The following is an 18,487-nucleotide window of genomic DNA, read 5'->3' as shown; positions in this document are numbered from 1 at the left end:
ACCAGATCTATCAGACAAACGACCAGGCCAGCCCCGCCGCAAGCATTTGGTTCACCGAACTAGACTAATGCGAAGGGACGCGAGATGGGGAAATACCAAAAGGGATGGCGGTTGCTGAGCACCGTATCTGTGTTGGGCCTGCTAGCCAGCGCAAACAGCGTGGCGGCACAGGATATTGCGGAAGACGGCGATTTTCTGGGGACGATTGAGCTGGGCGCAGGCAAGCGTGAGGTGCAGACCGACACCGGGGTGCCGCTCACTGTTATCAACCAAGAGGAAATCGACGACCGGCAAGCGGCAACAATTGCCCAATTGGTTGAATCCGTACCAGGTGTGACACTGGTGAATGGCACCACCCCGCAGTCTTCCGGTATTTCGATCCGTGGCTTTGGCGCTGACGGGACCTACGGGGCCAACCCGCGCGTGTTGATCACCATTGATGGGGCGACCACTGGCGGTGAAGAGATCTATCGGATTGGTAACCAGCTATTCACAGATCCCGCACTCTACAGGGAAATCTCGGTCATCCGCGGTACGGTCGGCAGCTATGAGTATGGTTCCGGCGTTGTTGGCGGTGTCGTACAGCTGGAAACCAAGGACGCGTCTGACTTCACCGGCGGCGAAATCGGTACACGCTTCCGGCAGACCCTGGAGGCACAGTCCAACGGCACCGGATGGGCCTCTTCCTCCATTCTGGCTGTGCAGCCAACAGAGGATCTGGAATTTCTTCTGAACTACACAGTCCGCGACAATGATTCCTATGAGGATGGCGATGGTGTTGAAACCGCAAATAGTGGCTTTCGGAACTATTCCTATCTGGCGAAGGGGCGCTACACATTCGGGGATTCCCGCGAGCATGCCCTGAGTGCTTGGTATAATGTCACCCATTCGGACGACAACAGCGTGCCCTATGACATTCTGGGCGCGTCTTCAGGTGGCGGGTTCTACTTCGGCGATGTGGATCGACTCACAGACAGCCGGACCGCCGGATTGCGCTACGAATTCGATGCGGTTGACAACGACCTCATCCATTTTGAGGCGACCCTGACCTATGCGGAACAGGATATCGACAGCACGTATGTTGTTGGCAGCTGCGCCGGGTTCCCGGGCTGTGATGCCTCTGTGTCAGATCTGTTGAACGCGGATCACAACTATAAAACCACCAAGCTGCAGTTGAAGAACACCAGCTATTTTGACACGGGTGTCGCCTCGCATGATCTGCGGCTTGGTCTGGAGATTACAAACCGTGAACGCCTTGATGCGAATTCGGCCCCTGGCGGCACCGACCGCAGGATCGCGCTGTTTGCAGTGGACGACATTCAGTTTGGCGACCGTTTCACGCTGACCCCAGCCTTGCGGTATGAAACGCAGGACCTGAAGGGGACGGACACTGTGTCTCCCGGGGCCACCGATCCTTATAACGGCGAGATCAAGAATGATGCTCTGATGGGTGGGCTATCGGCGCGCTATGAGTTCGACAGTGGCTTTGCCGTCTTTGCGAGCGCCGCATACACTGAGGTTCTCCCGATCATTGATCGGTTGGACAAGGACCCTTCGGTCTGGGTGCCGGAAATCGGGACCACCTATGAGGCTGGTTTTTCCTATCAGAATCAGGATGTGTTTAACTCTGGCGATCAGTTGGCCTTTAAGGTCAATTACTATGACACCAACCTGAGCGATGTTCGGGTTGCCGGCGATGTGCTGACACAGGTGGATGTCGACGGCTTCGAAATCGAAGCGTCTTACGGCATGGCGAACGGCCTCTATTTCGACCTGAACGGAACCGTTGCAGATGGTGAACAACGGCGCCCGGATGGCACTGTGTCAGAGTATACTCTGGCCCCGGTTGGTTCCGCCGCGCTGACAGTTGGCAAGCGTTTCAACGACACGCTGGATCTGAGCTGGGAAGTGGTGGCTGCAGAAAGTACAAATGCCATCAATGGGAGCGGTCCCTTGCCCGGTTACGGAGTGAATAACCTGCGTGCGACCTTCCGGCCGCAAAACGGCATGCTTGAAGGGACCGAAATCCGGTTCGGCGTCGAGAACGTTTTTGACAAACAGTATCAGACCCAACTCTCAACCCGTGCTGCAGCCGGGCGCAATTTCAAGCTGACGGTTTCCAAAACCTTCTGATCCCAAAGGCAAATCGAGAGGTGTTCCATGACACTTGGATTGAAAACCGGAAAATCCCTGCTGCTGGCCGCTGTGCTGGCAGCAGCAGGCGGCGCCGCAGCGCAAGAGCCCGACAAAACAGGGGTCACCATCGAGCTGAGTGACGCCGAACCGGTCGGCGAGGCCTGTAAACTGTCCTTTGTTGTGCAGAATGGCCATAAGGCGGACATCGGCAAGGCGGTCTATGAGACCGTCTTGTTCGATGATCAGGGACAAGTGGCGCGGCTCACGCTTCTCGATTTTCAGGATCTGCCTGCCGGGCGCCTGCGCGTGCGGCAGTTCCAGTTTCCTCACACCTGTGACGGCATCAGTCGGGTCCTGATCAACGGCGCCGATACCTGCACCGGCGATGGGCTGCCGGACGGTGCCTGCAGCCGCGGGCTTGTGCTGAGCAGCAGGGTGATGGAGCTGGCAGGATGACATTTGTTCAGGATGCCCTTGCTAAGGTGCTGGAGTTGGGTGGACCGGTGGTCTTACTGTTGCTGGCAGTTTCGGTCCTGACCACTGCACTGGTGCTCTACAAGATCTGGCAATACCGTTCTGCCCGTGTTGGCCAGCATAAGGCGTTGGCCTCTGCAGTCGCAGCCTGGGATCGCGGCGAAGGAGGGGCCGCCCTCGACCAGCTGAGCCATAGTCAGTCCTATCTGGTCCCGGTGATGCGGCTGGCCCTCTCAGGTACACACGACACAATGCTGGCCGAGCGTGCCGACGCCGAAGCAGAAGAACGTTTCTCCCAGTTGGAACGCGGATTGGGGACATTGGACATGGTGGCACAGCTGGCGCCTCTGCTTGGGCTTTTCGGCACGGTGATCGGCATGATTGAGGCGTTTCAGAAACTGCAGTCGGCAGGCGCGTCGGTTGACCCTTCACTGCTTGCGGGTGGTATCTGGGTGGCCTTGCTGACCACGGCGGCAGGGCTGGCTGTCGCAATGCCCACCTCGCTTGTGCTCAGCTGGCTCACCGCCCGTATGCAGCGGGAGAGGGTTTTTGCCAATCGTGCTCTGCGCACCATCTTCGCCCCGACAGCCCAGACCCGGCCAAGAGAGCCTCTTCAGGTGGCGCATGGAACTTAAACTGCACAGCGCGCGTCGCGGCAGGCTCTCGATGACCTCGCTCATTGATGTGATTTTTCTGCTGCTTCTGTTCTTCATGCTGACGTCAACGTTTTCAAAGTTCGGCGAGATTGAACTGATGGCGGCAGGGCGCGGACCTGACAGGAGTGAGCGGCAGATGCTGTTTGTCACGCTGGGGGAAGACAGCCTGACCTTAAACGCACAGCCAGCTGACCTTAGCCGCATTGCCGATCTGATCCGCCTGCAGCCGCAGGCTGGCGACGGCCATCTGGTATTGATCAGCCCAAGCGAGGGGGCGTCCTCACAACGCCTGGTCGATCTGCTCACGCAGTTGCGTCAGGTGGCGGATCTCCAAGCTGTGGTGCTGGGCTGATGCGGATCCGGCCACATACAGCGGCGCAGAAGGAACCGACGATTGCGTTGATTAACATCGTTTTTCTGATGCTGATCTTCTTCATGATTGCGGGCACCTTGGCGGTGCCGCTCGACAAAGATGTCACCCTGATTGAGGCCAAGGATCTGGAGGGGCGGGAGCCACCGAATGCCTTGGTTGTGCATGCTGATGGCAAGCTCACCCTGCGCGGCAAGGTGCTGGCGGATGCCGCCACATATGCTGCGATGCTGACCGAAGAGGAGCGCGCCGAAGTGCGGATCGTCCCGGATCGCGATCTACCGGCCCGGGATCTGGTGAAACTGGGGAACGCATTGCGCGCTGCCGGGGCGCAAAATGTGCTGCTGGTTTCGGAAAGAGCGTTGCAATGACGGTGCCACACTCCCGGCTCATCGGCGTGTTCGCGCTGTTGCTGGCCGCTGCGGGCCATGCAGGCATGGCGCAGCTCAGTGTGCCTGACAAGGCAGAAATCAGCGGTGGTAATACTGGCCTCGCCGCCCAGGGTTTTGCCTTTGCCGATTTGGTCGAGGGGGTTGATACGCCGATTGATGCCAAGGAGTTGCCGGACGCAGACATCGCCGCAACCCCCGCCGCAACCACGTTGTCACCGCAGGTCGAGAAGGTTGTGGTAGAAGCCCTACAATCCGCCGTCCAGCCCCTGCCGACTGGCGCCGTTCCGATCCGACCGGCTCTTGAGGTCGAGCCGAGCTCGTCGCAGAAACCGGAGGAACCACGTCCATCTGAAGCGGCAACAGCAGCACCAAAACCGGAGGTGCTTGAACCGCTGCCGGACGCCAAACCGGAACCAAAGCCCCGGCCTACTCCCACAAGAGTGCAGAGGCATGGGAATAACGCGGCGCAGAACACCCTGGCGGGAACGGCGTCGGGAACTGCTCCAAAACACTTCGGGCAAGCCAAAACATCCCCGGGCACGGCCAAGCAACAGGGCAATGCGGCCGCAGACAATTACCGCGGCAAGGTGCTGCGGCGTGTAATGCGTGCCAAACGTCAGCGGGTGAATATCCGCGGGGCCGTGCTGGTCCGGTTCACGATCACGGGCAGCGGCGCTTTGGCCTCCGCTCGCATTGCAAAAAGTTCAGGCTCTTCAAAGCTGGACAACATTGCATTGGCACAGGTTCGCCGCGCCGCGCCGTTCCCGCCCCCACCCAAGGGTGTCAGACCGTCCTACACGGTCAGAATCAAAGGCAAATAGCTGTCGTGAGCCGGCAGATTGTTCACCTGACCACGCGTCGGCGAAAGCAGAACTGACGTCGCCATGTTATGCCGGTTTGATCCTGAGCCCACCCGTATTAACTCAGCTGTATGAAACATTTGATGATTTTGGGCCTTCTGCTTCTTTGTGCGTGTGGTCGGAGCGTGCCAGATGAAGCGCGTATCGTTGTGGCCGGAGATTCTATTATGGCCTGGAATCGCGGCGGCGGTGGCTCGGTTGCAGACGGGCTCGCGAGGCGGCTGGGGGAGCCGGTGGGAGATGTGTCGCTGTCGTTTGCACGGCTTGTCGGGGGTGGTGGAGCGTTGAATATTCCCTCTCAGCTGAACGGTGTTGCAGCGGATTGGGTGGTGTTGAACGGCGGAGCCAATGACCTGAGTGGCAGCGGGTGTGGCTGCAGGGTCTGCGACAGCGTGCTTGATCGGCTGATCTCTGACAGCGGAACAAGGGGGGCAATCCCTGATCTGGTCGCGGAACTGCGCCGCCGTGGATCCCGCGTGGTCTGGTTGGACTACTACACTGCTCCGCGATACGCCGGGACAATCTGCGTTGCGCCATACCGAATATTGGAAGAGCGCCTGGATCGCATGGCAGCCGCAGATCCGGGGGTAATCGTTCTGGATTTGGATTCGGTGTTCCGATCCGACGATCTCTCCCTCTTTTCCAGGGATCGCGTTCATCCGTCCCAGCGCGGGTCAGGTCGTATTGCCGACCTTGTGGCGCCTGTTCTTATACGTTGACTGCAGCTCTCTTTTCCGATGCCCATCTTTGCTCGCATGTGAATTCCCGGTTTCGCGGGCTGAAATCGGGAGGACTAGGTTGGAACGCCATATGCCGGGCGATACAGCCCTGTTGCGCCGGGCCGTTAAGGACGGACCGGCGTCCCGTCATTCATCGCCAGCATTCAGGCCGGAGAGGAAGAAATCCTTGCCCAGCTCGGGGTTATTGGCCAATCCTTCGACCATGTCTTCGTAGTATTGCCGTTTGATTGCGCGACTTTGCGCTTTCTCTAGCCCGTGCCCGGTGAAGGAGGCGATGCGGGCAGTTTCATTGTCTTTCTTGACCCGCAACGCGCGCGCAACTTTGTCAGGGTAGCGTTTCACCAGCGCGCTGCGCAGGGTCCAGGAATATTTCGGAGAAAATGGGGAAATCCAGTCAATGAACCAGAGCCGGTCACCGCTGGTCCAGCGGTCAGGGTTGAGGTGGTTGGGATTGAGGATGTAGGCGGCCTCTGTGTCCTCATCAAGGAGCGCCCAGCTGCAATAGGCCACCGGAAAGCCGTCCTTTTCAACAATGTAATACTGCTGATTGGCGATGGCAGGCAGGATAAATCCTGCCTGCTGGCTGACCGTCCAATCCCGGTGCAGGTCGGAATTGGACCACAGCCAGGCGATCTTGCCATAGGTTTGAAAGTTCTGCTGTTGGTCCATGGTCCTGCTTTCCTGCTGTGACGGTCTTGCGGTCGTGGCGTCAGACAAAGACAAAGGAAGTTGCGCCCAGCTCGTCAATTTCCACGCCGAACAGATCGATCAGGCCGTCTGCGGTTTGGATACGGGTGTGGGTTTCTTCTCCATTTGCGCTTTCTATGACTGAGATGTCAAAGTCATCAACCGATCCGCCGAAATCAAACATCAGCTTGTCCTCACCGACGGTGAAGTCGGTGATCCGGTCATTGCCATGGCCTGCGCGGAAGACGAAGGTGTCAAAACCGTCTCCCCCGGCAAGCCGGTCGTTGCCCGCTCCGCCTTCGAGCAGGTTGCGCCCTGTGGTGCCGTTCAGGTCATCATCGAAATCAGAGCCAATGACGCCTTCGAACTCTGAAATCTGATCGCCAGCAACATAGTTGGTCGGCGAGGGAATGAACTCCGAGGTCTGCTCCGCCAGTTTGATCCGCACTGCGGTTGAATGACCCTTGTAGCTGAGGACATCAAAGCCATCACCGCCGTTCAGCGTGTCTGTCCCCTCACCGCCATGAATAGTGTCGTCTCCGCCGTAGCCGGCAATGACGTCATCGCCAGCGCCCGCTTTGAAAAAGTTCGCACCGTCATTCCCGACCAGGACATCGGCAAAGCTGGTCCCAATGGCGCCTTCGAAGTTGTCAATGCTCTCGCTGGATTGGGCTGGAGTGCCGTTCACGATGTCAGCGACCAACGAAGACCAACCCTTTGCCGGATTGTCAAAATACATAATGATGCCGTTGGTGGCGCCTTCGTAGCTGAGGACATCAAATCCTGCCCCGCCATCCAGATTATCTGCACCCGCTCCCCCGTCGATCAGGTCATTTCCGGCACCACCTGAAATCGTATCGGCGCCCGCCCCGCCTCTTATGAGGTTGGCGTCCATATCACCGACTATTTTGTTCTGGCCCGCGTCTCCGAGCAGGACATTGTAGTTGCCATCACGGTTGGCAAGCATGTCTTCTAATGTCGCAAGCCCCCCGGCGGTCAGAACTGCACCGCCGGTCTGGGCATCCCGTGCCTGCCCCAGCGCATCGGCGAATGTGCTGCTGTATGGGCTGTCGCCGTTGTCGCGGTGCGTTGCCCAAATGTCATCCGAATTCCGGAACGCGTGATAATTTGCGCGCAGGGTGCTGAAGGCGGTGTTGGGTGCCGCGGCTGAGGTGCTGTCGAAAGCCCCGAGCGCGCCGTGGCGAAAATTGACCTCCGCACCATTGGAGGTGACCACATTGACCCGGAAGGTGCTGGCGCTGTTGCCGTCCTGCAGGATTGCATCAAGGTCCGCCTGCGACAGCCCGTCTTGGGTGGTCCACCCGGCCCAACTGCTGCTGGAGACCTGGGTGCTGGTGCTCAGGCCCTGACGATCAATGAAATAGTCCTGAACGGTGAAAGAGGAGTGCGCACCAAGTGAGATGACCAGATCGTCACCGTAGGAGTTGAACCAGATATCCCCGTCTTCGCGCATATGGATGTTGAGGACGTCACCTTTGATGTCCTCAGCTTCTGGACCGGTGATCAGGTGGTGGCCCTGGCTGCCGCCTCCATAGCTGGCCGGGAAATAGGTGATGTTGTAGACATCTCGGCCTTCGCCTCCGACCAGGATATCATTGCCGCCGTGGATATTGCTGTAGCTGAATTGATCATCCCCGGCACCGCCATAGAGGTAATCATCTTTCCATGACCCCTTGATCGTATCGTTGTGTTCCGTCCCGAGGATTGCAACGGAGTGGTTCCCCGCAACGTCGACGCTGATATCCAACTCAGTTGTGGTCCCGTCGGCATTCACATTGGTAATGCCGTTGTTGATCGCCTCGCGGTAGTCCGACAGCGAATGAACAATCGTGTCTCCTTCGACGCCTTCCTGTTCCAGCGTGATATGCGCGGCTTCGGTATTCCATACGTTGAGTTGTTTCAGCGCAGTATCATCAGTGCTGCGCAGGATATTGGTGAGCGAAGCCGCGGTTTTCGCAACCTCTTCATCCCGGTTGTCGGTCACCAGAGGGATCAGGGCTTCGGCCATCTCGGATGCGGTTTGTTCGCGGATCTGGTCAGTTTCCAACTCGTCTACCAAACGTTTGAAGCTCTCGGAACTCAGGCCCAGGGTGTCTCCGTCGCCAGCGCCACCATCAAGATAGAGCTCCTCCTTCTGACCGCTCCAGTAGCTCTCCAGTAGCGCGTGGTCGAGGTTGATCAGATCGTCACCCTCACCACCGCCAACAACCTGAATGGCCGCGCCGACGTTGATCTGGTCATCACCGCCAAAGCCGAACACCTGTTCAAGCTGGGTCGATGTGTCGAGATACATGTAATCGCCCAGAGACGAGCCATGCAGAATCTCGACATTGCTAAGGGTGTCTCTGACGGAATGCGCCTCGCTGCGCTCATCCAACCCAACCTTGCGGAACTGCACAACTTCGGTGCGCTTGCCGTGATTGGTTGTCTGGGAGTCGATGGACTCCTGGTAGTATTTTGAACCGGCTTTGAGGTTCTTATACACATAGGTGGTGCCGTCAGAACTAGAGATCGACAGCCCGCGCGACAGCTCGCCTTCTGACAGCCGTGCATAAGAGGCCGTGTCTTGCCCGCTGCCACCATCAAAGGTGACCTGGCTTTCGTATGAGAACAGGGTGTCATCGCCGCCGCCCGCATCGATGTCGATCCCGATCTCCATCTTGTTGCCCCTGCGATCCTCTGCACTGGACACGACTTTGCTCATGTTGAAGGTGGTTTGATTGTCGCCGTAATCGCGGATATTCCAGCCCGAAAGATCGGTGATCTTGAGCGTTGTCTGATATTCGTTCTTGCCGGTTTCTTCGCGGCTAGTTTCCTCAGTCCCGGCGGAGAACAGTGGCGTCGTGAAGGTCAGGTAGGATTTGGCACCATTGGCGTTGGGCAACTGAATGACGTTGATATTGCTGCCTTCGCTCGGCGTGAGCGCACGGTCGCCAGTCTGCCAGCCATTGTTGGTGAAGGTCTCGACATAGTTCTTGGCGGTCTTGTTCAGCTCGCCGCTGGTTTTGCTGATTGCCGCCAGCTCGACATCGGTAACATCCAGCCCCTGACCCCCTAGCGCAATCACCTGATCAACGTCTTCATCGGCGACCAGATCACTAAAAAAATCGGTGTAGTGGGCTTTGGTCTTTTCCTGTTTTTGATCGAAACTGCCGTCAAAGAACTCCTCTACGGTCTGTGGGTTTCCGTTCTCATCCGTCCTTATCTTTTCGGCGTATTTGTCGGCAATCGCTTCAAGCGCGACCTGTTCAAACGCCCCGACAATCGCGGAAATTGCGCCGCCGATCAGCCCCACCGCAGCCGCGATGGGCGCCCCCACACCGGTTGCGGCCAGCACACCGGACGTCACCCCTGTGACAACATCAAGCCCGGTGGTCACACCGTAAAAAGCGGCTTCTGCGTCCTTGGATTCCTGCAACAGATCGCTGAGAAGACCTGAACTGTAGGTGTCGGATTTCTGGATTGCGTCGATCCGGTCCTGTTTCTGGTCGAACTCGGCCCATTTTGCCGGGTTGATGGCCCCGACGACGGACCCGATGGCACCAATCACCGGCACTGCCTTGCCAAGCACATTGGCGGCCTTGCTGCCCGCCTTTACTGCCAGTTCCGCAATACCGAGCACGTTTTCGACGGTCGCAAAGGCCAGTGCCGTGCCCTGAAGACCGACTTCGGCCTGTACGATCTTGCGGGTCTCATCTGGCAAGTCGGGATCCGCCAGCAGCTTGGCCGTCGGCACAAAGCTCCCAGCGGCGCCGCCAACCAGTGACAGCGCGGCAAAGCCCTTTGCCCCCTTGGCGAATTTGAGGTGCCCTGCGGCCTCAAGAATATCACCGCCCGCCCCCAGCGCGGCCTCACCCAGGAAACCGGCGTTTGCGGCATGGCCCTCGGGTGTATTGTCGGGTTTCACCGCAAAGGCCGAAATCGCCTGTCCGGTGCTCAGCACATTGACGCCCGCCTTCAGTGACGCCGTGCGCACGGTGCTGCTGTATTCCTCGAACCCCTCAGTTTTTTCTTTCAGATTGATGAGATCAAGTGACTCTGCCGAAACCGCTTCCAGTTCGGCCTTCTTGTTGGCGGCAAGGATATCACTGCCGGTGTAGGTCTCGGCAGCATAGGTCTTGTATTCTTCAAGCTTTTCCTGGCGGGAGATTTCCAGCGCGTCGATGCGGGCTTGCAGATACTCTGCGTGGTCTGCTGTGTGTTCGCCAATGTCGCCGCCTTTTGAGAAGGTCGCGAGTTTTGTCTGAAGGCTTTCAGCAGCATCCACCACGGCGTTGGTGCGGTAGATTTCCTTGCTGATCTTATCAGCCGCCGCCGCATCGAAATCCGGGTGGTTTGGATCACTCAGCCGGTCGTGTTGCGCCCGCAGGACATCAAGCTCGACCTTCAGCTTCGAAATGTCGTCGGTGACAGTGCCCTTGATTGAGTTGATGAACTGTTCGTTGGTGTTTGCCAGTTCACCCGCGGCGTACTGCTGTTCGACTGCGGCAACGATCTTGCCAACGATTTTCAGGTCTTTGGCGACAAACTCCGCCCATTGGGCTTCCACGTTGTTGTCTTCATCCTCACCGGTCAGATCTTTTCCGGCGATTTTCCCTTTCAGGCTTTTGACCAGATTGTAGTTCCAGTTCGAGTAGTTGGTCGCCTTGCTGATCGACTTGACCTCTGGAATGGCGATCCCGGATTCAAGAAATGTCTGAACCGTATCGCGAAACGAGTCCCGCGCCTCCGGTCCCAGATCCGCAAAGATCGTGTCATATGCAATGACTGAGGTTTCCAGGATGGCGGCTTGTTCTTCGTTCAGCATATAATGCGACCTTTCTGACGGGGGCAGAGTGTGATCCGGTTCGTCACGGTTGTGCCGTGCACGCAAACGCTGAAAAAAGCGCCGCCGTCATCGTATGTCCAGAATGCGACGTTGAATAAGGCCAGATCGCAAAAAGTTCGAATAACGCGCTAAGGTTCAAGGGGTTATCAGAAGCCGCTCAGTTGAGACTAAGTGCGATCAAGGATGGTGGCCGGACGTATCAACCTGTTGACCTGCAAGGGCAGTTGTCGCAGCGCTCAGCCGTAGTGACGCATATTCTAAATTACATCACATGTTCACAAAATCGACGAATCACCTCCGGCGATGGGGCATGTCGGATCCTTCAAAGGTGCGGGTGCTGTGCCCTGATCGGGCATGCTGATGGCACGCGAATGAGCACGCTCAGGTTGAACCCTGATCGGCTTCTGGCCGTTTGCGACGGGCCTGTGTGCTACGTCAGTTCAGGCCACCCAAGTCACAGATCAGTGCATGGATGGCGTCGACACCGTCGCGGGCCTTGAGGTTGGCAAAGACAAAGGGACGTTTGTTGCGCATACGTTTCGCATCGCGCTCCATCACTGAGAGATCCGCGCCGACATGGGGCGCCAGATCGGTTTTGTTGATGATCAGAATGTCCGAGCGGGTGATTGCAGGACCGCCCTTGCGTGGGATTTCTTCACCTGCGGCAACATCAATCACATAGATTGTCAGATCGGCGAGTTCTGGGCTGAACGTGGCCGATAGGTTATCACCACCGCTTTCGATCAGGATGAGTTCAAGATCTGGATGGTGGTCGCGCAGCTCGGCCACAGCACCAAGATTGATGGACGCGTCTTCGCGAATGGCGGTATGGGGACAGCCGCCGGTTTCCACCCCCAGAATCCGGTCTTGTGGCAGGATCTGTTGGCGCATCAGCGCCTCGGCGTCTTCCTGTGTGTAGATGTCATTGGTGATCACCGCGATGGAGTGACTGTCTCGAAACACTTCGCTGAGCGCTGCAGTGAGGGTGGTTTTGCCCGCACCGACCGGTCCGCCAATTCCAATGCGCAGGGGCCCGTTGAGAGTTGTCATGTGCGAAAGATCCTTGAATGCTGGGTTTCGTGTTTCATTGCTGCGATATCGGCAAGGAAGCTGGTAGAGGACAGCTGTGCGAGGTCGCCATCATCGGTCTGCTCGGCAATGTCCTGACAAAGCGGCGCAAGGGCGCGGGTAATCGCCTGTGCTCTGCTCTGTCCGATGGGGGCGAGACGTTGGCCCGCCGCCACAAGGTTCGCGGCAAATGCCTGCAGGTACAGCGCGATGGTCGCCTGCAAGGGCAGGGCACAGCAGTTTGCCGAATAGCCAACAGCGACGGGATAAGTGAGCTTAGTGGGTATGCCGTTCTGGTCCGTTTCCGGCCACACGGTGTGGGTGATCTGGCAAAAGGCCGCTCCTTGCAGGTCGGTTTCGCGAAGGCGCTCCAGCGATGGTGCATAGGCGCGACATTGTGCGTCGATCTGCGCCACGGCACCAGTATGCGGGGCATGATAGGCTGCAGCGAGAAACAGAGCATCAGACCGGCCACCGCCGTCCCGCAGAACTGTTTCAATCCAGCCCTGCAATTCGGCTGCTGTGCTGACCGCAGCGGAGGTTATTGCCCATTCTAACCCATGCGAATAGCTGAATGCCCCCACCGGATAGCCGGGAGAGAACCACTGTGCCAAGGTCAGCAATTGTGCATTAGTGGGCATGGGGCTGCCCGTGCCCATCGTCATGTGAATGGGAGTGGGAATGGCTATGGGTGCGGCCATGGCCATAGGCCCCGCCCTCTGGGGTGAAGGGTTCCACCACATCGCGCAGTGTCGCGCCAAGCTTGTTCAGCATGTCCCGGATCACATGGTCGCGCTGGATCAGCAGGCGATTGGCCTCGATCTGGCAGGGCATATGCCGGTTGCCGATGTGCCAGGCCAAACGGAGGATGTGGTCGCCTGTCACTTCCAGCAGCTCCTCCTTTGCCGGGCGAACACCGATTTTATGCCCGTCGTCCAGCACAAAAGCGTCGCCTGCATCCAGAGATTGGGTGGACGGAAAATCGGCCAGAAACCGCAAGCCGCTATCGCTGGTCAACACTTTTCGGCGCAGGAACCGATCCTCATAGCTTAGGGTGATCTGATCCTCCGTATCATGGGCATGGATTTTGTGCTGGCTTAGGGGGAGGGACATCCGAGAACTCCGTCAGAATAAAAAATAGCGCTGGGCCATCGGCAGATCATCGGCCGGGGCACAGGTCAGAAGTTCGCCATCTGCACGGACCTCATAGGTTTCCGGGTCGACATTAATCTCTGGCAGGGCGGTGTTGAGTTTCAGGTCAGATTTACCAATGTTGCGCGTGTTCCTGACCGCGCAGGTTTGTTTGGCGAGGCCAAGGTTCTGGCGAATTCCGCCTGCCTCAGCTGCCTCTGACACAAAGGTGACGGCGGAGTTTTCCACTGAGCGGCCGTAGGCTGCGAACATCTGCCGGGAATAGACAGGCTGTGGTGTGGGGATGGAGGCATTGGGATCACCCATCTGTGCCATCGCGATAGAGCCGCCGAGCAGCACCATTTCAGGCTTTACGCCAAAGAACGCCGGGTTCCACAGCACCAGATCAGCCCGCTTTCCGACCTCAATACTGCCGATTTCATGGGCAATGCCGTGGGCGATGGCCGGATTGATGGTGTATTTTGCAATATAGCGGCGAACGCGGAAATTGTCGTTTCCGCCGGTCTCTTCCGGCAGGCGCCCCCGTTGCTTTTTCATCTTGTCGGCAGTTTGCCAGGTGCGGATCAGAACCTCACCTACACGGCCCATGGCCTGACTGTCCGAGGCGATGATCGAAAAGGCGCCCATGTCATGCAGGATGTCCTCTGCCGCGATGGTTTCGCGGCGGATGCGGCTTTCGGCGAAGGCGACGTCTTCGGGGATCGATTTGTCGAGGTGATGACAGACCATCAGCATATCCAGATGCTCTTCGATGGTGTTGACGGTAAACGGACGTGTGGGGTTGGTGGAGGAGGGCAGAACATGTGCCTCTCCGCAGATTTTGATGATGTCCGGCGCATGACCGCCACCCGCGCCCTCTGTGTGGAAGGCATGGATGGTGCGGCCCTTCAGCGCTGCAACGGTATGTTCGACAAAGCCAGATTCATTCAGCGTGTCGGTGTGGATCATCACCTGCACGTCCATCGCATCTGCCACTGAAAGACAGCAATCAATGGCCGCCGGGGTGGTGCCCCAATCCTCATGCAGCTTCATCGCGCAGGCACCTGCGGTGATCTGCTCTTCCAGTGCGTGGGGCTGCGAGGCGTTGCCCTTGCCTGCAAAGGCCATGTTCATGGGAAAGGCATCCGCCGCCTGCAGCATACGTCCGATGTGCCAGGGCCCCGGTGTGCAGGTGGTGGCGAGGGTTCCGTGGGCGGGCCCCGTGCCGCCCCCCAACATGGTTGTCAGGCCGGAATGCAGCGCCTCTTCGATTTGCTGTGGGCAGATGAAATGGATGTGGCTGTCAAAACCACCTGCGGTCAGGATCCGTCCTTCCCCCGCGATGATTTCGGTTCCCGGCCCGATGATGATCGTAACGCCGGGTTGTGTGTCCGGGTTGCCTGCCTTGCCGATGGCGGCGATGCGCCCGTCTCTCAGGCCCACATCTGCCTTGTAGATCCCGCTATGGTCCACGATCAGCGCATTGGTTATGACCGTGTCGACGGCCCCCTCGGCGCGGCTGGCCTGCGATTGACCCATGCCGTCGCGGATCACCTTGCCCCCGCCGAATTTCACCTCTTCGCCATAGCGGAGAGCCTTGCCGCCTCCGCTGGCTTCGGCGATCAGATCGCGCTCTACCTCGATGACCAGATCGGTGTCCGCCAGGCGCAGGCGGTCGCCTACTGTCGGGCCAAACATCGCTGCATAATCGGCACGGGTGATTTGGGATGGCATCAAAGATCCCCCATGATGGCAGCATTGAAGCCAAAGATGCGCCGTGCGCCGGATATCGGGATCAGCTGCACTTCGCGGCGCTGGCCTGGTTCGAACCGGACAGCAGTGCCCGCTGCAATATCAAGACGCTGGCCGCGTGCGGCGTCCCGGTCAAAGTCGAGCGCAGGGTTTGCCTCGGCAAAGTGGTAGTGCGATCCGATTTGCACCGGTCGATCGCCGGTGTTTGCCACCATCAGACGGGTAACGGGGTGATCCGGGTTCAGCTCCAGATGGCCCGAAGCGGGGAAGAGTTTGCCGGGGATCATTTGCGTCGCCACAGAAGGCTGGCACCGCCAATGACCACGGTTGCGACCAAGGCCGCCAGAAGCCATGTCTCGGCGCCGTGGGGGTGAACATGTGCTCCACCATGGGCGAGGGCCGGGCTGCCGATCAGTAGCAGGAGAGTGAAATATGCGGGGCGAGGTGTCATGAGTCTGGATCTCCTGATTGTGGATCAGCGAATGGGGTTGTGGACGGTGACAAGCTTGGTGCCATCGCGGAAGGTCGCTTCCACCTGAATGTCGTGGATCATCTCGGCAACGCCCGTCATGCAGTCGTCGCGAGTGATGACCTGCGCGCCCGCTTCCATCATGTCGGCGACGGATCGACCGTCGCGTGCCCCCTCGACCACCGCGTCTGTTATCAGTGCGATGGCTTCGGGATGGTTCAGCTTCACACCGCGCGAGAGCCGGCGCCGGGCCACCTCTGCCGCCATGGAAATCAGAAGTTTGTCTTTTTCGCGTGGGGTCAGATTCATGTCAGATCATCCAAGGTCGGGGAAGAGGGGCGCCATGCAGATCGCTGAGGATTGGCAGCAGCAGCTGGCGCAACGCGAAACTGTCGGGAGCGAGGGCACGCATGATCAAAAGGTCATCGCCGATTATGCTGGCACCGGCGGTAGGACCCAGTTGCGCACGTAAAGGAGCAAGCCTGCCTTGGGCATCGGGTGCGACGTAGGCCAGGGTCGCCATAGCTCCGGCGCCACCAGCTATCGTCGGATTCGCCAAATGTGCGGCGACATCGCCATGCAGATGGATTGTATCCAGAAACAGGGGATGCCCGGCGCGCCGAATGTCGATGCGATCATTCAGGCGGGCTTTGGTCAGTTTCTCGCCCATGGCCGTCCGCCCAAAAACCAGCGTTTCACACAACAAAAGGCGGGACTCTGCGTTCAGATCGACGGTGAGGCTTCGGTCCAGGCTGCAGCCTTGAAACAGGATCGTTTCCTGAGGAAGCCAGGCGAGGTTGGCCTGGGGGGCGACGCTGACTGTGTTGCGGATCAGGCCGGTCTCACCGGGCTGCGCACGATAGGCGCGTTCGGCTGCTTGGGTGGTGAGGGTCAGCGATGTCCCAACGCGAGCGGTTGCGTGCAGATTGAATTGGTCACCCCCTGTCACACCGCCGGCAGTATTGACGACCACCCCCTGCAGAGCGGCGTCATCGGTGCGTGGAAACAAGAGCTTCAGCGATCCAACCTGCCTAAGGTCGGCCAGGACTGATGCACTGCCACGCCGCTTGGCGGAGACTGAGACATCTCCAACAGCGCGCGGGGGGGCTGTCTGTACTGCTGTCGCAGGTACCTTACCGGCTTGCTGGTACCGGGTTACAGGCAGTCCACAGGCATGGTCGGGCCAAGACGATTGCTGGCGTTGAGATGAAGGTCTGGGCGTCATGCTGCTGATTTCATCACAGCGCAGACCCACCGCCAGCGCAAAGCGAGCTATTCGGCATTCTGCGCCAAGCCCTGCGCAAAATAGAGGCCAATTGCCAGATTGATGATGAAAAAACAGGCGCGCGCATGGTTGGCGCTACGTGATTTTGTCGACGTATTTGCGAAAGTTTCTGCGATGCAGAATGCTGGGTCCATCCACAAGGGCATGACCCGGAGAGACTGTGGATGTGTGACGACCGGAGGAATTTGCGATCTCGCCAGCCGCCACACGGATGCAACACGAAGCTGCCCGGTACAGGTAGGAAATCCGGCGCCCCGGCGCAAGGGATCCACCGTCGTTCCGGCGAGGAGAGACTATATGATCACCCGAAAATCCGTTCCGGCACCAACGGCCACCGTTGTGGCATTGGCGATGATGGCGTTCGGCACCGGAGCCTTTGCTGCAGATTGCCCGATCAAGGTGGGCGTCCTGCACTCGTTATCCGGTACGATGGCAATTTCTGAAACCACGCTGAAGGATACCATGCTGATGCTGGTCGACGAGCAGAACGCCAAGGGTGGCCTTCTCGGATGTGAGCTGGAGCCGGTTGTCGTTGATCCTGCGTCGAACTGGCCGCTGTTTGCGGAAAAAGCGCGCGAACTGCTAAGCGTGCATGAGGTGGATGTGATTTTTGGCAACTGGACCTCGGTAAGCCGGAAGTCAGTATTGCCAGTGATCGAAGAGCTGAACGGTCTGCTGTTTTACCCGGTGCAATACGAGGGTGAGGAAAGCTCGCGTAATGTGTTCTACACCGGGGCGGCACCGAACCAGCAGGCGATTCCGGCAACAGATTATTTCCTCGAAGAGCTTGGTGTTGAGAAGTTTGCGTTGCTCGGCACAGATTACGTCTATCCGAGGACGACCAACAACATTCTCGCCAGTTACCTTGACCAGAAGGGGGTCGGGGAGAGTGATATCTTTGTGAACTACACGCCGTTCGGTCATTCCGATTGGTCAAAGATCGTCGCGGATGTGGTGGCCTTGGGCGCAGACGGTAAGAAAGTTGGTGTGATCTCCACCATCAATGGCGATGCGAACATTGGCTTTTACAAAGAACTGGCAGCGGCGGGTATCAGCGCGGACGACATCCCTGTGGTGGCCTTCTCCGTGGGAGAGGAAGAGTTGTCGGGCCTGGATACCTCCAACCTTGTCGGGCATCTGGCCGCCTGGAACTACTTCCAGTCCGCTGATGGAGAGGCCAACAGCGCCTTTGTTGAGAAATGGAAGGCGCGCATGGGTGACGCACGCGTCACGAATGACCCCATGGAAGCCCACTACATCGGTTTCAACATGTGGGTGAATGCTGCCACGGAAGCAGGCAGCACCGATGTCGATGCCGTGCGTTCCGCGATGTATGGACAGGAGTTTCCGAACCTGACAGGCGGTACAGCTGTCATGCTGCCCAATCACCACCTCGCCAAGCCGGTTCTGATTGGCGAAATTCTGGACAACGGCCAATTCGATATCATCAGCCAGACCGAAGAGATGCCCGGTGATGCCTGGACAGATTATCTTCCTGAATCTGCGGTTTTGACCTCGGACTGGAAGGATCTTGGCTGCGGAATGTATAATACCGAGACCAAGAGCTGCGTTCAGACACTATCCAACTACTGATTTCGCAGGATCTCAGGGAAGGGGG

18 protein-coding genes are annotated in these 18,487 nt (G+C 58.4%); 8 read left to right on the top strand and 10 right to left on the bottom strand.

The window, feature by feature from the left end; all coding sequences use genetic code 11:
• Positions 1 to 84 precede the first annotated feature (84 nt).
• The 7 genes from OO25_RS05610 (at position 85) to OO25_RS05580 (ending at position 5,607) form a co-directional block, all read left to right on the top strand.
• The gene (locus OO25_RS05610) at positions 85 to 2,133 is read left to right on the top strand and encodes a TonB-dependent receptor domain-containing protein (protein WP_175304802.1); all 2,049 of its coding nucleotides are present in this window, start codon (positions 85 to 87) and stop codon (positions 2,131 to 2,133) included.
• A 27-nt stretch (positions 2,134 to 2,160) separates the two neighbouring features.
• Positions 2,161 to 2,592 carry a hypothetical protein gene (locus OO25_RS05605; protein ID WP_040178865.1) on the top strand — a complete coding sequence of 144 codons (432 nt, stop codon included), beginning with the start codon at positions 2,161 to 2,163 and terminating at the stop codon, positions 2,590 to 2,592.
• On the top strand, positions 2,589 to 3,245 hold the full coding sequence (locus tag OO25_RS05600; RefSeq protein WP_040178862.1) for a MotA/TolQ/ExbB proton channel family protein: 657 nt from the start codon (positions 2,589 to 2,591) through the stop codon (positions 3,243 to 3,245). The genes OO25_RS05605 and OO25_RS05600 overlap by 4 nt, the downstream gene beginning before the upstream one ends.
• Positions 3,235 to 3,618, top strand: a complete 384-nt coding sequence (locus OO25_RS05595) for an ExbD/TolR family protein (RefSeq protein ID WP_369808850.1) — start codon at positions 3,235 to 3,237, stop codon at positions 3,616 to 3,618. The genes OO25_RS05600 and OO25_RS05595 overlap by 11 nt, the downstream gene beginning before the upstream one ends.
• Positions 3,618 to 4,007, top strand: a complete 390-nt coding sequence (locus OO25_RS05590; protein ID WP_040178857.1) for a biopolymer transporter ExbD — start codon at positions 3,618 to 3,620, stop codon at positions 4,005 to 4,007. Before OO25_RS05595 ends, OO25_RS05590 begins: the two co-directional genes overlap by 1 nt.
• The gene (locus OO25_RS22115; protein ID WP_052465595.1) at positions 4,004 to 4,849 is read left to right on the top strand and encodes a TonB family protein; all 846 of its coding nucleotides are present in this window, start codon (positions 4,004 to 4,006) and stop codon (positions 4,847 to 4,849) included. The genes OO25_RS05590 and OO25_RS22115 overlap by 4 nt, the downstream gene beginning before the upstream one ends.
• A gap of 110 nt (positions 4,850 to 4,959) precedes the next feature.
• Positions 4,960 to 5,607 carry an SGNH/GDSL hydrolase family protein gene (locus OO25_RS05580; protein ID WP_040178856.1) on the top strand — a complete coding sequence of 216 codons (648 nt, stop codon included), beginning with the start codon at positions 4,960 to 4,962 and terminating at the stop codon, positions 5,605 to 5,607.
• Positions 5,608 to 5,754: 147 nt separating this feature from the next.
• On the opposite strand, the gene OO25_RS05575 is transcribed toward OO25_RS05580, so the two are convergent.
• From OO25_RS05575 to OO25_RS05535, 10 genes are all read right to left on the bottom strand, one after another.
• Positions 5,755 to 6,297 (bottom strand): toxin-activating lysine-acyltransferase, encoded by a 543-nt coding sequence (locus OO25_RS05575; RefSeq protein ID WP_052465594.1) that lies wholly within the window; start codon positions 6,295 to 6,297, stop codon positions 5,755 to 5,757.
• A 40-nt stretch (positions 6,298 to 6,337) separates the two neighbouring features.
• The gene (locus OO25_RS05570; RefSeq protein WP_040178854.1) at positions 6,338 to 11,143 is read right to left on the bottom strand and encodes a hypothetical protein; all 4,806 of its coding nucleotides are present in this window, start codon (positions 11,141 to 11,143) and stop codon (positions 6,338 to 6,340) included.
• A gap of 456 nt (positions 11,144 to 11,599) precedes the next feature.
• Positions 11,600 to 12,214 carry an urease accessory protein UreG gene (gene ureG, locus OO25_RS05565; protein ID WP_040178853.1) on the bottom strand — a complete coding sequence of 205 codons (615 nt, stop codon included), beginning with the start codon at positions 12,212 to 12,214 and terminating at the stop codon, positions 11,600 to 11,602.
• A complete protein-coding gene (locus OO25_RS05560) occupies positions 12,211 to 12,873 on the bottom strand; it encodes an urease accessory protein UreF (protein WP_040179159.1) in 663 nt (220 codons plus the stop codon). The genes ureG and OO25_RS05560 overlap by 4 nt, the downstream gene beginning before the upstream one ends.
• Positions 12,863 to 13,345 (bottom strand): urease accessory protein UreE, encoded by a 483-nt coding sequence (locus OO25_RS05555; protein WP_040178852.1) that lies wholly within the window; start codon positions 13,343 to 13,345, stop codon positions 12,863 to 12,865. Before OO25_RS05555 ends, OO25_RS05560 begins: the two co-directional genes overlap by 11 nt.
• 12 nt (positions 13,346 to 13,357) lie before the next feature.
• Positions 13,358 to 15,097, bottom strand: a complete 1,740-nt coding sequence (gene ureC / locus OO25_RS05550) for an urease subunit alpha (protein WP_040178850.1) — start codon at positions 15,095 to 15,097, stop codon at positions 13,358 to 13,360.
• Positions 15,097 to 15,402 (bottom strand): urease subunit beta, encoded by a 306-nt coding sequence (locus OO25_RS05545; protein ID WP_040170035.1) that lies wholly within the window; start codon positions 15,400 to 15,402, stop codon positions 15,097 to 15,099. Before OO25_RS05545 ends, ureC begins: the two co-directional genes overlap by 1 nt.
• Positions 15,399 to 15,566 (bottom strand): peptidase M23, encoded by a 168-nt coding sequence (locus OO25_RS22755; RefSeq protein ID WP_096790061.1) that lies wholly within the window; start codon positions 15,564 to 15,566, stop codon positions 15,399 to 15,401. Before OO25_RS22755 ends, OO25_RS05545 begins: the two co-directional genes overlap by 4 nt.
• A 24-nt stretch (positions 15,567 to 15,590) precedes the next feature.
• Positions 15,591 to 15,893 (bottom strand): urease subunit gamma, encoded by a 303-nt coding sequence (locus tag OO25_RS05540; RefSeq protein WP_024098754.1) that lies wholly within the window; start codon positions 15,891 to 15,893, stop codon positions 15,591 to 15,593.
• A gap of 1 nt (position 15,894) precedes the next feature.
• Complete coding sequence (locus OO25_RS05535) at positions 15,895 to 16,809, bottom strand: urease accessory protein UreD (protein WP_040179157.1); 915 nt, start codon at positions 16,807 to 16,809, stop codon at positions 15,895 to 15,897.
• A 357-nt stretch (positions 16,810 to 17,166) separates the two neighbouring features.
• On the opposite strand from OO25_RS05535, the gene urtA reads away from it, so the two are divergent.
• Positions 17,167 to 18,462: an urea ABC transporter substrate-binding protein gene (gene urtA / locus OO25_RS05530; protein WP_040178848.1), complete on the top strand. Its 1,296-nt coding sequence runs from the start codon at positions 17,167 to 17,169 to the stop codon at positions 18,460 to 18,462.
• Positions 18,463 to 18,487 lie beyond the last annotated feature (25 nt).

The sequence above is a fragment of the Phaeobacter sp. S60 genome (assembly GCF_000826845.1).
GTDB classification, from domain to species: domain Bacteria; phylum Pseudomonadota; class Alphaproteobacteria; order Rhodobacterales; family Rhodobacteraceae; genus Phaeobacter; species Phaeobacter piscinae.
Note: the sequence above shows the minus strand (reverse complement) of the source record. Positions and strands in the feature narration are given on the sequence as shown.

Coding starts and splice junctions, on each gene's coding strand:
- OO25_RS05610 (WP_175304802.1), top strand. CDS start 85: ATGGGGAAATACCAAAAGGGATGGCGGTTGCTGAGCACCGTATCTGTG.
- OO25_RS05605 (WP_040178865.1), top strand. CDS start 2,161: ATGACACTTGGATTGAAAACCGGAAAATCCCTGCTGCTGGCCGCTGTG.
- OO25_RS05600 (WP_040178862.1), top strand. CDS start 2,589: ATGACATTTGTTCAGGATGCCCTTGCTAAGGTGCTGGAGTTGGGTGGA.
- OO25_RS05595 (WP_369808850.1), top strand. CDS start 3,235: ATGGAACTTAAACTGCACAGCGCGCGTCGCGGCAGGCTCTCGATGACC.
- OO25_RS05590 (WP_040178857.1), top strand. CDS start 3,618: ATGCGGATCCGGCCACATACAGCGGCGCAGAAGGAACCGACGATTGCG.
- OO25_RS22115 (WP_052465595.1), top strand. CDS start 4,004: ATGACGGTGCCACACTCCCGGCTCATCGGCGTGTTCGCGCTGTTGCTG.
- OO25_RS05580 (WP_040178856.1), top strand. CDS start 4,960: ATGAAACATTTGATGATTTTGGGCCTTCTGCTTCTTTGTGCGTGTGGT.
- OO25_RS05575 (WP_052465594.1), bottom strand. CDS start 6,297: ATGGACCAACAGCAGAACTTTCAAACCTATGGCAAGATCGCCTGGCTG.
- OO25_RS05570 (WP_040178854.1), bottom strand. CDS start 11,143: ATGCTGAACGAAGAACAAGCCGCCATCCTGGAAACCTCAGTCATTGCA.
- ureG (WP_040178853.1), bottom strand. CDS start 12,214: ATGACAACTCTCAACGGGCCCCTGCGCATTGGAATTGGCGGACCGGTC.
- OO25_RS05560 (WP_040179159.1), bottom strand. CDS start 12,873: ATGCCCACTAATGCACAATTGCTGACCTTGGCACAGTGGTTCTCTCCC.
- OO25_RS05555 (WP_040178852.1), bottom strand. CDS start 13,345: ATGTCCCTCCCCCTAAGCCAGCACAAAATCCATGCCCATGATACGGAG.
- ureC (WP_040178850.1), bottom strand. CDS start 15,097: ATGCCATCCCAAATCACCCGTGCCGATTATGCAGCGATGTTTGGCCCG.
- OO25_RS05545 (WP_040170035.1), bottom strand. CDS start 15,402: ATGATCCCCGGCAAACTCTTCCCCGCTTCGGGCCATCTGGAGCTGAAC.
- OO25_RS22755 (WP_096790061.1), bottom strand. CDS start 15,566: ATGACACCTCGCCCCGCATATTTCACTCTCCTGCTACTGATCGGCAGC.
- OO25_RS05540 (WP_024098754.1), bottom strand. CDS start 15,893: ATGAATCTGACCCCACGCGAAAAAGACAAACTTCTGATTTCCATGGCG.
- OO25_RS05535 (WP_040179157.1), bottom strand. CDS start 16,809: ATGACGCCCAGACCTTCATCTCAACGCCAGCAATCGTCTTGGCCCGAC.
- urtA (WP_040178848.1), top strand. CDS start 17,167: ATGATCACCCGAAAATCCGTTCCGGCACCAACGGCCACCGTTGTGGCA.